General features: G+C 73.7%; 8 protein-coding genes and 2 pseudogenes. 2 read left to right on the top strand and 8 right to left on the bottom strand.

The genetic code is table 11. The features are described from left to right. Positions 1-30 precede the first annotated feature (30 nt). Positions 31-2,856: a helix-turn-helix transcriptional regulator gene (locus ABZ312_RS41645; protein ID WP_500439954.1), complete on the bottom strand. Its 2,826-nt coding sequence runs from the start codon at positions 2,854-2,856 to the stop codon at positions 31-33. 159 nt (positions 2,857-3,015) lie between these two features. On the opposite strand from ABZ312_RS41645, the gene ABZ312_RS41640 reads away from it, so the two are divergent. After that, on the top strand, positions 3,016-4,530 hold the full coding sequence (locus ABZ312_RS41640) for a 4-hydroxyphenylacetate 3-hydroxylase family protein (RefSeq protein WP_500328340.1): 1,515 nt from the start codon (positions 3,016-3,018) through the stop codon (positions 4,528-4,530). Here the strand turns inward: ABZ312_RS41640 and ABZ312_RS41635 are convergent. The 7 genes and pseudogenes from ABZ312_RS41635 to ABZ312_RS41605 form a co-directional block, all read right to left on the bottom strand. Beyond that, the gene (locus tag ABZ312_RS41635) at positions 4,503-6,761 is read right to left on the bottom strand and encodes a helix-turn-helix transcriptional regulator (RefSeq protein ID WP_500439953.1); all 2,259 of its coding nucleotides are present in this window, start codon (positions 6,759-6,761) and stop codon (positions 4,503-4,505) included. The two genes, ABZ312_RS41640 and ABZ312_RS41635, sit on opposite strands and share 28 nt — an antisense overlap. Positions 6,762-7,155: 394 nt before the next feature. Beyond that, positions 7,156-7,635, bottom strand: a complete 480-nt coding sequence (locus ABZ312_RS41630; protein WP_500328338.1) for a flavin reductase family protein — start codon at positions 7,633-7,635, stop codon at positions 7,156-7,158. A 106-nt stretch (positions 7,636-7,741) separates the two neighbouring features. Next, the gene (locus tag ABZ312_RS41625) at positions 7,742-10,660 is read right to left on the bottom strand and encodes an AfsR/SARP family transcriptional regulator (RefSeq protein ID WP_500439952.1); all 2,919 of its coding nucleotides are present in this window, start codon (positions 10,658-10,660) and stop codon (positions 7,742-7,744) included. Next, positions 10,641-11,528, bottom strand: coding sequence for a dioxygenase family protein (locus tag ABZ312_RS41620; RefSeq protein ID WP_500439951.1), 888 nt, complete (start codon positions 11,526-11,528; stop codon positions 10,641-10,643). Before ABZ312_RS41620 ends, ABZ312_RS41625 begins: the two co-directional genes overlap by 20 nt. After that, positions 11,521-12,633 carry a maleylacetate reductase gene (locus tag ABZ312_RS41615; protein WP_500328334.1) on the bottom strand — a complete coding sequence of 371 codons (1,113 nt, stop codon included), beginning with the start codon at positions 12,631-12,633 and terminating at the stop codon, positions 11,521-11,523. Before ABZ312_RS41615 ends, ABZ312_RS41620 begins: the two co-directional genes overlap by 8 nt. A 317-nt stretch (positions 12,634-12,950) precedes the next feature. Beyond that, a pseudogene (locus tag ABZ312_RS41610) lies at positions 12,951-13,156 on the bottom strand (helix-turn-helix domain-containing protein); the annotation flags it as partial. 81 nt (positions 13,157-13,237) lie between these two features. Next, complete coding sequence (locus tag ABZ312_RS41605) at positions 13,238-14,431, bottom strand: RNA-guided endonuclease InsQ/TnpB family protein (RefSeq protein ID WP_500439950.1); 1,194 nt, start codon at positions 14,429-14,431, stop codon at positions 13,238-13,240. Positions 14,432-14,583: 152 nt separating this feature from the next. On the opposite strand from ABZ312_RS41605, the pseudogene ABZ312_RS41600 reads away from it, so the two are divergent. Next, positions 14,584-14,916: pseudogene (locus ABZ312_RS41600) on the top strand (alpha/beta hydrolase); the annotation flags it as partial. Positions 14,917-14,996 lie beyond the last annotated feature (80 nt).

Raw genomic sequence — 14,996 nt, 5'->3', positions numbered from 1 at the left:
GGCGGCGGTCAGGCGGCGGTCAGGCGGCGGTCAGGTCCGGTCGGCGCCCGCGCCGGTCCGTTCCACCGCCAACCGGGTCAGTTCCACGCGGGTGTTGATGCCGAGCTTGGTGAAGACGTGCTTCAGGTGGGTGTTGACCGTGTGGACGGACAGGTAGAGGCGGTCGGCGATGGCCCGGTTCGTGAGTCCCTCCGCGACGAGGGGCACCACCTTCAGCTCGGACTCGGTCAGGCTGTCCCAGCCGGAGGTGGCGGCCGCGCGGCGGGTCATACCGGAGGCGCGTACGCCGAGGTCCCGCAGGAGGCGGCGGACGCGCTCGCTGTCGTGGAGGGCCCCGGTCGCGGCGGCGAGCCGCGCGGCCTCCTCCAGCGACGCGACCGCCGCATCGGTACGGCCGTGCGCGGCCAGGAGGGTGCCCAGGTCCTCGTGGGCCGCGGCCAACGCCGGGAGGCGGCCCCCGAGACGGTGATCTGCGACGGCTGCCTGCAGTGCCGCGGCGTCGTCGAGAAGGAGCCCGTCGATGTGGTCCCGTACGGCCAGGACGACGTCCTGACCGCCGTTCTCCTCGGCCACGGCGCGCACGACCGTGGCAACCGCCTCGGCCGTCGCCCGGTCGCCACCGCGCAGTGCCGTACGCGCCAGGGCCGGCCAATGGCCGGGGGGCAGACAGAGCAGCCAGGCCGTACGGTCACCCGTGTGGAAGAAGGCGCCGAGTGCCTCGGCCGCCGCCGCGCCATGGCCCTGGGCCTGCAGGAGGCGGGCGTGGGCGAGCGCCGTCCACGGGCCGTACGGGGTGCCGTCGGGTGCGGCCGCGGTCGCGGCCCGCAGATGCGCACCGGCCTGGGCGAGGTCACCGCGCGCGGTGTCGACCAGGGCCAGGACGGCGCGGACCAGGGGCACCGCGCGGGCCGTCTCCAGCTCCGCGGCTACGGTGAGGCAGGCTTCGGCCTCCACGGCCGCGTCGTCCAGGGCACCGCCTTCCAGCAGGGCGATGGCCCGGCAGGCGTGCCAGTGGGGCAGTGACCAGCCCAGGCCGAGGGATTCGGCAGAGCGCTGGCCCTCGCGCAGTACCCGCGGGGCGTCCTCCAGCCAGTCGGTGGACAGCATGACGATGGCCAGCCACAGGGCCGGGATGCGGGGCGGCCGCAACCGCAGGCCGTCGGCGGTCGTGGCGGCCCGTCCGGAGGCGTTCTCGGCGAGTTCGAGGGCGCGGTCCAGGTGGCCGCGGTAGAAGGCGGTCTGCGACTGGAAGACCATGGCGCTGACGACGACGGCCGGGTCGGCGCTGCGGTACGCCGCCTCGACCAGCCCGGTGTCCGTCTCCTCCGCGGCCGCGATCTCGCGGCGGTGGATGTGGGCGGTCGCCTTGGCCTTGAGCAGCCGGACGCGCAGGTCCTGCGGGAGGTCGGGCAGCTCCAGGGCCCGCCGCAGATGGCTCATCGCGGCCGCGTCGTCGCCCGCCGCCTGGTGGATCTCGCCGCCGACCAGCCGGAGTGCGGCCTCCTGGGCGGGTTGCAGCCCGTCGGAGATGGTGGCGTCGACCAGTTCGAGGGCCTCGTTGACCCGCCGGGTCCAGCCGAGCAGTTCGGCCGCGTGGGTGAGCAGTTCGACGCGCCGCGGGTCGTGGGCCGGCAGCAGGTCCGCCGCCTGGCGTGCGAGGTCGGCGGCGGATCCGGGGACGGTCCGCGACAGCTCCCGGACGGCGGTGGTCAGGGTGTGCACGGACGCGTCGTCGATGGTGCCGCCGGCGAGGACGAGGTGCCAGGCGATCTCCGCCCGGTCGCCGCTGCCGTCGCGCAGGGCGTCGGCGGCCTCCCGGTGCAGGGCCACGCGCACGGGCAGCGGGAGGTCGTCGTGGACGGCCTGCCGGATCAGGTCGTGCCGGAAGGCGAACCGGCGGCCCGCGCTGACCAGCAGTTGTGCGCCCAGGACGCTGTCCACGGCGGACAGCAGCCCGCCGACGGGCCTGCCGAGCATCCGGGCGACGACGCCGAGGTCGAACGCGCGGCCCAGCACCGAGCCGATCTGCAGCAGATGCCGTGCGTCCTCGGGCAGCCGGTCCAGCCGCTCCCGGACGCTCCGCCGGAATCCGGCGGGCATCTCCTGGGTCAGGGGGGTCGCGGTGCCGCCGTGGATGCCGACGGCGTCGGCGTCGCGCAGCGAGCGCAGGAGTTCGATCGCCAGGAAGGGGTTGCCCGCGCTGCCGTCCAGCAGCCGGGACAGGGCGGGGGTGGGCGCCGCCCCGAGGACGTCCGCCGCCAGCTGCCGCAGCGCCGCGGGCGGGAGCGGCCCGAGGGTCAGCCCGCGCGCCCCCCGGTCGCGCAGCGTACGGCTCATCCGGGTGACGTCGGACCGCTCGGTGCCGGAACGTACGGCGATCACCCACAGGACCCGGGAGGCCGCCAGCCGCCCGGGCAGCGTCCGCAGGGCGAACAAGGTGGCCGGGTCCGCCCATTGCGCGTCGTCGACGAGGACCGCCACCGGGGCGCGCTGGGCGCGGTCCTCCAGGGCGTCGGTGATGCCGTCCAGCAGCCACAGCCGCTGGTCGCCGGTGGCCTCGGGGGCCCGGCGGGCGCCGGCGGCGGGGCCGTGCACCGCGGCGTGCAGCGCGGCCAGCGGGGCGTACTGGTCGAGCTCGTCGGCCCGTACCCACAGGACGTCGAACCCGGCCGCGCCCGCCAGCTCTCCCAGGCGGGTCAGCAGTCCGCTCTTGCCGGTGCCGGACGCGCCCTCCACGAGGACGCACGCGCCCTCCCCGCGGAGCACCCCGTCAAGGGCCGCGCGCAGGGCGGCGATCTCGTCGTCGCGGCCCCTCAGGCGGGGGGAGTGCGTCGTCCGGGAGACCGCATCGTGCATGCCGCAATCGTGCCGCACGGGACCGGGCCTCCTCAATGCCGGAGGGCCTGTGACCGGCGGTTTCACCCGGGGTGATGTGCCGCGGCGGGGCGCGCTCTCACCCCGTCGGGGCGCAGGCTGCGTTCCGTCCAGATCCCGTGTCCCGGAAAGGAGCACGACGTGCGTACAGGCAAGGAATACCTGGCGGCACTCGACGACGGCCGGAAGGTGTGGGTGGGTGACGAGCTCGTCGACAACGTCGCCACGCACCCGAAGACCAGGGCGTACGCCCGGCGGATCGCCGAGTTCTACGACCTGCACCACCGCCCGGACCTCCAGGACGTCATGACGTTCGTGGACGAGGACGGGGTCCGCCGGTCCATGACGTGGTTCCAGCACCGCAGCAAGGACGACCTGAAGCGCAAGCGGCGCTACATCGAGACCGTGCTGCACGAGCTGGGCGGCGGCGCCACCCCGCGCACCCCCGACGTCAACAACTACGTCCTGCTGACCTACGTCGACGACCCCGAGCCCTGGAGCAGCCAGGCGGTGGGGACCGACGGCCGGGACCTCACCGCGGGGATCCTCGACTTCTGGCGGCAGGCGCGGGACGGCGACCTCAACACGACGCCGGCGTTCGTGGACCCGCAGACCGACCGTTCCCGGGAGTCCGCGCAGGCGGAATCGCCCGCGCTGAAGGTCGTGGCCACCTCCGACGAGGGCATCACCGTGCGGGGCGTCAAGGCCATCGGCACGGGCGCGGCCTTCGGCGACTGGATCCACATCGGCGTGTTCTACCGCCCGGGCATCCAGCCGGAGCAGGTCATCTTCGGCGCGGTCCCGCCCAACGCGCCCGGCGTCACCATCATCTGCCGGGAGAGCAACGTCCGCGACGGCGAGGACGTCGAGCACCCGCTCGCCTCGCAGGGCGACGAGCTCGACAGCGTCATCCTCTTCGAGGACGTGCTGATCCCCTGGGACCGGGTGTTCCACATCGGCAACCCCCAGCACGCCGCGCTGTACCCGCAGCGCGTCTTCGACTGGCTGCACTACCAGGCGCTCGTGCGGCAGATGGTGCGCGCCGAGCTGATGCTCGGACTGACCCTGCTGATCACCGAGCACATCGGCACCTACCAACTGCCCCCGGTGCAGGCGCGCATCTCGCAGTTCGCCGGGTTCCACCAGACGCTGAAGGCCCATGTGCTCGCCTGCGAGGACGAGGGCTTCACCACCCCGGGCGGCCTGTACAAGCCGAACGTCCTGATGTTCGACTACGGCAGGGCGTACTACCTGGAGAACATCGCCCGCATGGTCAACGAGGTGATCGACCTGGCCGGGCGCGCCTCGCTGATCTTCCCCACCGAGGGGCAGTGGCAGCGCCCGGAGCTGCGGCCCTGGCTGGAGGCACTGCAGACCGGCCCGGTCGGCAGGCCGCACGACCGGCTGAAGATCAGCCGGGTGATCCGCGACCTGTTCCTGTCCGACTGGGGCGACCGCATCAGCACCTTCGAGAACTTCAACGGCACGCCGCTGCTGGCGATCCGCACGCTCACCATGAAGCGCGCCGAGCTGTCCCCGAGCGGGCCCATCGCCGACCTCGCCCGGAAGGTGTGCGGCATCGACGGTCCCGCGGAGGAGAAGGACACCGCGTACACGGCCCAGGCGGACTACGCCCGCCGGCAGGACGCCTCGTAGGAGGTGCCGGGCCCGGGATGCAGCACGCCGCACTCCCGGGCCCGGGCCACCGCGCCGCTGCGGCTGTGCGCGTCGAGCTTCCGGAACAGGGAACTGACCTGGGTCTTCACGGTGTTGCGGGACACGTGCAGCTCGGCGGCGATCTCCCGCAGCGTCAGCGGACCGCACAAGGCGCGCAGGATCCGGCGTTCCCCGGGGGACAGGTCCTGCGCTCGCGGTACTGCACCTGCACCTGCTGCTGCGGGCCCGGGCCGTGCCGTGCCAAGGCGCGCGAGCAGACCGCCCAGCACCTCAGGAACGGCACCGCCCTCCTCGGGCACGGACACGGGGACGGCGCCGCGAACGCCGCGCGGCAGTCCCGAGGCGACGACACCGGCCAGCGCCCACAAGTGCGGCTCGCCGCCGTGGACGGTCGCCGTCATCGCCCGCGCCGCGCCGGACAGGGCCTCGGCGGCGTCGGTACGGGCGAGGTCCTCCAACAGCAGTCCCGCATGGCACAGATGGGCGGGCGCCGCGGCGAAGTGGCCGGTCAGACCCTCGGCACGGGCCGTGTCCAGCGCCTGCTCCACCAAGGTGCGCGCCCGTTCCCGGTTCCCGTCCAGATACGCGCACAGGGCCCGCGAGCCCAGGGCGCGGACGAGGACCAGCGAGTGCCGGGCGCCGTGCGCGTCGCGGACCGCCTCGGCCAGGTGGGCGTCCGCCTCCTGCGTACGCCCCTGCCACAGCAGCGCGGTGCCCTGGGCGACGCAGGCCAGCGCCCGCCAGGCGGTCAGCGCGGCGGGACGGCGGACATCCGCCCCGTCGAGCCGGACCTGGGCGGCGCTCTCCCCCCGCAGACAGCGGACGAGAGCCTGGGCAACGGCCGCCGCCTGCGCCACCGTTCCCCCTTCCCCCACGGTGCCCGGCCCGCACGGCCGGGCCTTCGCCACGTCGAGCCACCGCTCCGCCGCCTCGGGATCGCCCTCGCACAGCGCCGTCATCGCCGCCACGACACACAGCCGGGCGTCGGCGCGGACCGCGCGGGCCGGCAGCATGCGCAGCCACCGTGCGACGTCCGCGGTCCGGCCCGCGGCCAGGGTCTCCTCCCAGGCCTGAAGGACGGCCGTCAGCGCGCCCGGGATGTCGCCGGCCTCCACGAAGTGCCGTACGGCGGGCGTCGTCCGACGCCGCTCGCCGTACCAGTGCCCGGCCGCGTGGTGCAGCGCCGCGGCCCCACCTGGCTGCTCGGTGGCCAGGACCCCGGCCAGCAGTGCGCGCAACGCCGGGTGGTGCCGGTAGGCCCCCGGAGCCGTACCCGAGGGCACGAGCAGTTGCACGGTCCGCGCGAGGTCGCGCAGCAGCACTCCGGCGCGGTCGCTGCCCGTGACGGCACGACAGGACTCCGGGCTCAGTTCGTCCAGGACGCTGGTGCGCAGCAGGAAGGCGCGCTGCTCGGTGGTGAGCCGGTCCAGGACCTCGGTGCCGAGGTAGTCGGCGACCGCGCGGGCGCCGTCGACGGCAGGCCCGCCGGGACGGGCACCGGCCGCGTCCCCGGCGCGCGTGCGCCCCAGCATGCACAGGCCCGCCGCCCATCCCTCGGTCAGGTGGTACAGCTCGCGCACCCTCCGCTCGTCCACCGGGCCGGCGGAGCGGCACGCCAGCAGGGCGGCCGCCTCGTCAGGGGCGAAACGCAGCTCGTCCGCCGCGAGGTCGGCGGCGAGCCCCCGGGCGCGCAGCGCCGGCACCGGCGCCCCGGGGAGGTGGCGGGTGGCCAGCACGGCCCGCATGCCCGCGGGAAGCGCGGTCAGGAAGTCCCCCAGGCAGCGCAGGGCCGCCTGGTCGGTGAGCCACTCCACCCCGTCCAGCACCAGGGTGAGCGGCGATCCGCCCGCCGGCGCAGCCAGGATGCGGGGCAGCAGGTCCTCGACCCAGGCCTCCAGCGTCCATGCCCCGGCGGGCGGGGGAGTGGGCAGCCCCGGCCGGAACGGGCGCAGCGCAGCGAGGACCCCGGCCCACAGCCGCGCCGGGGTGTTGTCGTACGCGTCCAGCTCCAGCCACGCCACCTGGCCGTCACGGGCCTGGAGGGCACGGGCCCAGTCGGCGAGCAGCACGCTCTTCCCGGCGCCCGGCGGCGCCGAGACGACGACCACGGGCTCCACCGCGGCGTCCAGACGACGCAGCAGCCGCGGCCGCGGCACGAACTGCCGTGGCCGCGCGGGCGGGTGGAGCTTGTACTCGGCAATGGTGTTCACCAGGTTCCTCCGAGGATGCCCCGTCCTGCGGACCGGCGAGGCATCGGTCCCCTGCGGAGCAGGGCAGGAAACGAGGTATCGCGCCCAGGGCGAAAGGCCGGCGGGTAGTGCGTGTGTCGTGCTGAGCGAGAACCAGGCCAGCGCGACGGCGCGTTGCGAGAACCAAGCACGAGCCACCTCAGCTTTGGCATACACAACCGGGCGGGTTCCGTCCCGGCTGGTGTTGAGGGAGTAAGACCTTGCGGGTCGCTGACCCGCGGGGCTTCCTGAGCCAGGAATCCCCTTGCGGTCAGCACGGGGAGGGTTCAAGGAGCCTCCCACCGGGCCGTAGGGGCCCCGGTGCCCGGCGGGCACGACACGGCACCGGGCACCGGGGGGACTGTCACGACAGGGCCTAGCTCAGGACGCCGAAGCCGCCCGCGAAGTACAGCAGCGGACGGGCCTGCGCCTTGTGCTCGAAGTGCCGGACGTCGCCGACGAAGATGGTGTGGTCGCCGCCGGGCAGCGCCTGGGAGACGTCGCAGACCATCGTGGCGATCGCGTCCTTGAGCACCGGCACGCCGTGGTCCTCGTCGACGCTCACGCCCGCGAAGCGGTCCTTCACCGGAGCGGAGAAGGTGCGGGCCAGGTGCTCGCAGTCCTCGCCCAGGACGTTGACGGCGAAACGGCCGTGCTCGGAGATCGCGGTGCGGGTGAACAGGTGGTTGCCGATGCACACGATCAGCTGCAGCGGGTCCAGCGACAGTGCGGAGACCGCACTGGCCGTCATGCCCACGGGGGCGCTTGCGGTCCGGGTGGTGATGACGCTGACCCCGGTGGCCAGGCGTCCCATCGTGGCGCGGAAGGCGACGGTCATGTCGAGGGTTTCAGTCATGGGAGACCTCCGGGAAGGAGTGTGCCGAGCCCTGGTGGACGTGGTGAACTGTGCGCCGCCGCCTGTTAATAGGAGGGAAACCGCACTGTGGCCGGGGGTTCACGGCTCATCGGCGCAGCCGCTCGACCAGGCGTCTCATCTCTTCCGACGGGCGCACGCCGAGATCGGCCATGGCCCGCAGGTAACCCCGGTACAGCTCGATGAGTTCGTCGTCGTCCCCGGCCGCCTCGGCGCCGGCCAGCGCCAGCCGCCAGGCCTGCTCGCGGTACGGATCACGTTCCAGCGCCGCTCCCGCCAGCTCCCGTGTCTCACGGATCCGGCCCAGGCGCAGGGCGACGGCGCCGGCGTCGACCTGCGCCTGGATGAGCGCGGCCGCCAGTTCCTCGCGCCGGGCGTCCAGCCACGGCGTGGACACGCCCTCGAAGTACGGGCCGCGCCCCGCGGTCCGCAGTGCCTGCAGGAGGGTGTGGAGCCGGTGCTCGCCGTCCTGCCTGCCGGCCTCGGCCAGCAGCCGCCGGAAGGCTCCCGAGGAGCCCGTCGCGGACGCCTCGGGCGTCAGCCGGTAGACGTCGCCGTCCTGCAGGAGCGCCAGCCCTTCCGGCAGCACCTCCCGCAGCCGGTACACCGCCTGCCGCAAGTAACTGCGCCCCGCGGCGTCGCTCCGGCCGGGGAACAGGGCGCTCAGCAAGATAGGGCGCCGCGCGGTCGCGGCGGGCCTGGCCAGCAGGAACGCCAGCAGTTCGGTGCTCTTGGCCAGACGCGGCTGTACCTCCCGCCCGTCCGCGGACAGCCGGACCGCCCCAAACTCCTCGAGGACCAGACGCGGTGCGACGGGAGCACTGAGCGCCGGGCCGGAGGACCGCGCCGCCACCAACTCGTGCCAGGGTGAGGAGTGCGAGGGCTCGGCGTCGGCCCTGCGCACGGCGACCGCCGGCATGTCGTCCAGCGCCTGCAGCAGCAGATGACGGCCGCCCTGGGCGGCGGACACCCCCAGGGCCAGGTCGGCCGCGGCGTCCGCGGCCTCCACGTCACCGGCCCGCCACATCGCCTCGCTCAAGTAGACGGCCGCGGTCGGCAGTTCCAGCAGCCGGTCGCCCGCGGTCATGGCGGCGACCGCGTCGGCCAGCGGGCGGACCGCCTCCTGGTCCCGGCCCGCCAGGAGCAGTTGCAGGCCGCGCCACGTGCCGGACAGTTCCCCGGTGAAGGCGTAGCGGGCGCTGCCCCGAAGTCCGGCCGCGGTCAGCGCCCGGGCGGCCCGCGCCAGGTCGCGGTCGAGCCGCAGCGCCAGTTTGGCCTCCAGCAGCAGGCTGAGGATCTCGTACACGCGTGAGCCGGTCGCGGCGATGGCCGGGCGTCCGGCCGCCAGCGCGGCCCAGGCCTCCTCGCGCCGGCCGAGGTCGGCCATCAGCTCCACGTCGTCGATGGCGGTCAGCCACACCGGCCGGAGTCCGTCCCCGAGGGACGCGTACATCTCGCCGGCCTGGGAGATGCGGCCGGTCGCGCGGAGCGCGGCGACGGTCCATGGGGCGCCGGTCGCCCGGCGCCAGGCACCGGGCGGGGCGGGATCGTCCTGGAGCTCGGCGAGCCGTCCGCCCATGTAGGCGATCCGCATCAGCATGACCTCGACCGGGCCCGCGGCGTCGGCCCGCAGGTCCGGGAGCGGGGTGAGGGGGCCGCCGTCCGCCAGCGACATCAGCGCGGCGGCGATGTCGCGGTGGCGGCCGGGGGGCATCACCTGCAGCATCCGCCGGGCCTCTTCGAGCCTGCCCGCGTGCCAGAAGCACCACACCAGCAGCGTCAGGTCCTCGCTGCCGCCGGGCTGGTCGGGCAGCCGGCCCCACCAGGACCGTCCGTGGTGGTCGGCCAGCCGCAGCCCGCGCCAGCACTGCTCACGGCCGAACGCGACGCGCAGCGCGGCGGACGCGATCCCCGGGGCGGGCGGCCCGGGCACCGGCCGCATCCGGTCGAGCCAGCTCTCCGCCGTGGCCAGGTCCAGCCGCTCCAGGATGCCGGGCAGGACCTGTTCTGCGGCGCGCCGGGCCGCCGCCGACTCCCCGGCCATCAGCAGCTCGGTGACGGCGTCCTCGTGACGGCCCGCCGTCTCCAGCAACGCGGCGTGCCGGCGTCTCAGCTCGCGCCGGGCGCCCTCCTCCATGGCGTCGGCGCGTTTGCGCAGGTACTGACGGAACCGTGGCAGCGCCCGCATGGTGCCGTCGCGGGACCAGGTCAGCGGCAGCCGGCGGTGGCGCAGGGAGGCCATGACCCGGTCCGTCCCGTACAGCCCCAGCGCGTTGGCGGACTCGGCGGTCACCTCGTCCAGCACGCTGGTCGCCACGAGCAGTGCCGTCTCGTCCTCGGTGAGTTGCCGCAGCAGGTCGGCGGAGAGCAGGTCGAGCCTGCCCGCCGCGGCCGCGGGGTCCGTGGCCCACCAGTCGTGCAGGACCCCGGTGACCCAGCCCCCGGTGTCCCGCACCCGCAACTGCGCCTGGCCGTCCTGCCCGGTGGGTCGCAGGGCGCGGGCCGCCTCGGAGACGTCGAAGGCGAGGTCGGTGTCGTCGAGGAACGCCACGCGATGGACGTCTGCGAGCCCTCCGATGCCCTGGGGCGGCTCCGTGCGCGTGACGAGCACCAGCCGGAGCCCCCGCGGCGGTTCCACGACGAGCGCGGTGAGCGCCTCCTCGGCCATGGCCCGCCCTGCGACGTGCTCCAGCCCGTCGACCACGAGCAAGGGCGGCCCCGCGCCGCCGGCGGACACGGCCTCCGTCAGACGGCCGCGGAGGACCTCACCGGCGCCGTCCCCGGTGGGGAGGCCGCCCAGGGGTATCCAGGCGGCCGGGCCCGGCAGGGCCCGTGCCGCCTGGAGCACCGCGGTGGTCTTGCCCGACCCGGCGGAGGCCGCGACGACCAGCACCGGATGTCCCGCCAGCGCCTGAAGGACACGGCGGGTCACCCGCGGCCGGGGCACGACGTGCGCCGGCAGGTCCGGCAGGGCCGGGCGCCGCCCGTCAGGAAGGCCGGGGGTCATGAGCCGACCGTCCCGGCTCGAGCACGAAGGTGTGACGGAGCAGGGTGTACGGCTGGTCGGTCCGCGTGCCGTACGGACCGGTGCAGGCCGGGTGGTTCGCGTACTGCGTCACCAGCGACTGCTTGACGCCGAAGACCGGGTCCTGGTCGAGGTACAGGTCGTCGGAGGGGAACAGCATCGTGGTCACGCGCTGGAACCCCTCGGCGGCGATCATGACGTGCAGATGCGCCGGCCGCATCACGGACCGGCCGGTGGCCCGCATCATCTCGCCCACCGGACCGTCGTCGGGGATGGGGTAGCTCGACGGGCGGATCGAGCGGAAGCGGAAGCGCCCCTCGCCGTCGGTGCGCAGCAGGGCCCGCATGGCCGGGTCGGACAGGCCGGGGACGTCCACGTCGTAGTGGCCGTCCGCGTCGCTGTGCCAGACGTCGATCCCGGCGTTCGCGACCGGCGCGCCGTGGTCGTCGGTCACCACCCCCTCGAAGAACAAGGGCGTGCCCGGCAGCCCCTCGGAGATGTCGGCGCCGTCGGCCGCCTGCGGGCGGTCGTCACGGAAGAAGGGACCGAGGACGCTGTTCTGCGTCGATCCCTCCGCCCGCCGGTTGCCGAGCGCGTCGACCAGCATCGTGATCCCCAGCACGTCGGACAGCAGGATGAACTCCTGCCGCGTGGGGGTGCACTTCTGCCCCGTACGCGTGAGGAAGTCCACGCCGCGCGCCCACTCCTGCTCGGTCAGACCGGTCTCACGGACGAAGTCGTGCGCATGCCTGACCAGGCACTCGAGGATCTCGGCGAGGCGGTCGTCCTTCGCGTCGCGGACCGTGGCGACGACGGCCTCGGTGATGGTGGAATCGGTGAGGTCACGCATGACGGGCTCCCGTCGGGTCGGAGGAATGGTCGTCGGCGGCCCGGTGGGGCGGTTCGCCCGCCCAGGCCCGTTGCAGGAGGTCGCGTACGGCGTCCCGCCGTACCGGGCGCGGGTTCCAGTAGCCGTCCCGGACGATCAGGTCGGCGGCCTCGCCGATGCCCGACTCGGGCATGCCGAGGTCACGCAGCGCCCGGGGCGCGCCGATGTCGCCCGCGAAGTCGAAGACCGCCGTCGCGGGATCGAGGTCGGCGCCGGGCAGCGCCCGGCCGATCCGGGCCATGGCCGCCTCGGCCGCCGGGGCGTTGTACGCGATGACGTGGGGCAGCACGACGGCGTGGGTCTCCGCGTGCGGCAGACCGAAGGAGCCGCCCAGGACATGGCACACCTTGTGGTGCAGGGCCATGCCGACGGTGCCCAGACAGGTCCCTGCCAGCCACGCCCCGTACAGCGCGGCGGCGCGCGCCTCGGTGTCCGCGGGATCCCGAAGGATCGCCGGCAGGGCCGTGGCCAGGGCGTCCAGGGCCTCACCGGCGGTGAGGAAGGCGAGCGGGTCGCCGTCCTGGGCGTACAGCGCCTCCACGGCGTGCGCCATGGCGTTGAGCCCGCTGACCGCGGCGACGTGCGGGGGCAGGGTCAAGGTGAGGTCGACGTCGTACACGACCGTGTCGAGCAGGATCTCCGGCAGCCGCCGGGTGGTCTTCACACCACCCTGGGTCTCGCCCAGGATCGGGGTCATCTCCGAACCCGCGTAGGTGGTGGGAAGGGCGAGCTGCGGCAGCCCGGTGCGCAGCGCGACGGCCTTGCCGAGGCCGATGGTCGAGCCGCCGCCCACGGCGAGCAGGCAGTCCGCGCCGGCCGCGCGGGCCGCGTCGACCGCCTTCTCGGTGACGGGCACGGGCGTGTGCGCGGCCGCCTGGCCGAACACCCCGGCGGCGAGCGGGCCGAGGAGCTCGCTCACCTCCCGGGCCTGGTCGGTCTGCCCGGGGGTGCACAGCACGAGGGCCCGGCCGCGCCCCAGCGCCCTGACCTCGTCGGCGAGCCCCTTGCGCGTTCCGCTGCCGAAGACCACTTTCGTGATCTGTCCTCTATGCACGAACGACTTCATAGTTGCCCCTTGCACATTCTTTACCGGAAATGGAGTCTCATCGGCCGCGCGGTGATGCGTCAATGAATGTTTCGCGCGATCGCGCGCGCACGGCGCCGATTACCCCATTCACGCGACGAACGGCCGGCTCCCTGAATCCGGGGACCGGAGGGGATATCACCCATACTGGCGATGCGCGCGGCGTGGGGGCCGCCCACGGAGGAGGGCAGCGGAAACACCACCGTGGGTACGGGCGACGGAAAGGCCCCGGCTCCGTCAGCGGCCCCAACGGGCCCTCGTTCCCGCTCCCTTGCGCGCCTCGGCTGCGGACGGGGCGCCTACGGGGTGTGTGCCGTGTTCCGCATGCGGGCGGGGCGTCCCGGCTCGGGGGAGCGCCGAACTGGCGGTGGTACTCGCGGCTGAACTGCGAGAGGTTGTCGTACCCGACGCGTTGGCCGACTCCGGTGACGTCGCCCGGGTGGTTGGCGAGCAGCAGCCGTGCCTCCTGCAGCCGGATCTGCTTCTGGAACTGGATCAGGCTCATCTCTGGCCGTCGCCAGTACTCCGGCGGGCCCGGCGTCTGGACCCGGGAGTTGACTTCCTCCCCCGTCTAAAGGCGGGGGATTCAAGCGGTTGCCCGCTGGGGTTCCTGCTTCACCGACGACCGCCCGGTCCGGGAAGACTCCCGAAGAGGTCTTACACCGTCTCCACAGGCAGACACCGCCAGCCCGGCGGCCAGGATGTTGCGCGCCGCGTTCACGTCGCGGTCATGCACGGCACCGCAGTCGCACGTCCACTCCCGGACGTTCAGCGGCAGCTTCTCGCGGACCGCGCCGCATTCCCCGCACAGCTTCGAGCTGGGGAACCAGCGGTCGATCACGACGAGGTCGCGCCTGTACCAGGCGCTTTTGTACTCCAGCATGGAGCGCAGTTCCGTCCACGAGGCGTCGGAGATGGCGCGCGCGAGCTTGCCGTTCTTCAGCAGGTTGCGGACGGCGAGGTCCTCGATCACGACCGTTTGGTTCTCACGGACGAGGCGAGTCGACAGCTTGTGCAGGAAGTCGCGGCGCCGGTCGGCGATCCGCGCGTGGACGCGAGCGACCCTCCGGCGAGCCTTCTCCCGGTTCGCCGAACCCTTGGCCTTCCGCGACAGCTCCCGCTGCGCGCGAGCAAGGCGTGCGCGGTCGCGGCGCTCGTGCTTCGGGTTGGCGATCTTCTCGCCGGTGGACAGGGTCACCAGGGACGTGATCCCGGCGTCCAGGCCGACCGCCGTCCTGGTGGCGGGCGCGGGGGCGATGGCGTCCTCGCACAGCAGGGAAACGAACCAGCGTCCTGCCGCGTCGCGGGACACCGTCACAGTGGTCGGCTCCGCGCCCTCAGGCAGCGGACGCGACCAGCGAATGTCCAGAGGCTCGGCCATCTTGGCCAGAGTCAGATGCCCCTCGCGCCACGTGAATGCGCTGCGCGTGTACTCGGCCGACGCGCGCGACTTCTTCCGCGACTTGTAGCGCGGGTACTTCGCACGCTTGGCGAAGAAGTTCCCGAACGCTGTCTGAAGATGGCGAAGCGCCTGTTGGAGCGGGAGGGAGGACACCTCCGTCAGGAAAGCCAGTTCCTCGGTCTTCTTCCACTGTGTCAGCGCGGAGGAGGACTGCAGGTAGGAGATGCGTCGCTGCTCGCCGTGCCAAGCCCGTGTTCGCTCCTCGAGCGCCTTGTTGTACACGAGGCGGACGCAGCCGAACGTGCGCGACAGCTCAGCCGCCTGCTCGTCCGTGGGGTAAAGGCGGTACTTGAACGCCCGTGTGACCTTCTGCGTCACGCCCACAATCTACCTGCTTCCGTGTGAGTGTTGGGTTTCGGCCGGGTCGCCGGTGGACGCTAGTCCTCCCCGACGGCAAACTGACTCCTTCTGCCCTGCTCCACAGGAGCCTCGTTTCCTTCCTGGCCTGAAGGCCGGGGTATCCACGAGGGACAGAACCGACGAACGCGTTCGGATGGCGTGCGGTCCTCGGTGTCCGCACCGACGCCGAGGTGTCCCCGTACGTCTGGCCCGCGCTGGCCGACGACCTCTGGGGCCTGCCGACCACCTACGTCGACACCGGCTCCGCCGAAGTCTTCCGCGACGAGGACACCGACTACGCCACCCGCATCTGGGCGGCCGGCGGCCAAGCCGAACTCCACGTCTGGGCAGGCGGTTTCCACGGCTTCGACGCCCTGTACCCGCAGGCGCGCATCTCGGCCACGGCCCGCCGGACCCGCACCGACTGGCTCGCCCGGCTCCTGACCCCGCACGGCGCCGCGTGACGCCGAGATGCGTGAGGGGGTGCGCCGGGATCCCCGCGCCCCCCCCCGCCCCCACCGCCGGCTCTCGGCGTAACCCTCGG

This window comes from Streptomyces sp. NPDC006207, from assembly GCF_040613835.1.
Classification (GTDB): Bacteria; Actinomycetota; Actinomycetes; order Streptomycetales; family Streptomycetaceae; genus Actinacidiphila.
The sequence above is the reverse complement of the archived record's forward strand: the minus strand, read 5'-3'. Positions and strand labels throughout refer to the sequence as shown.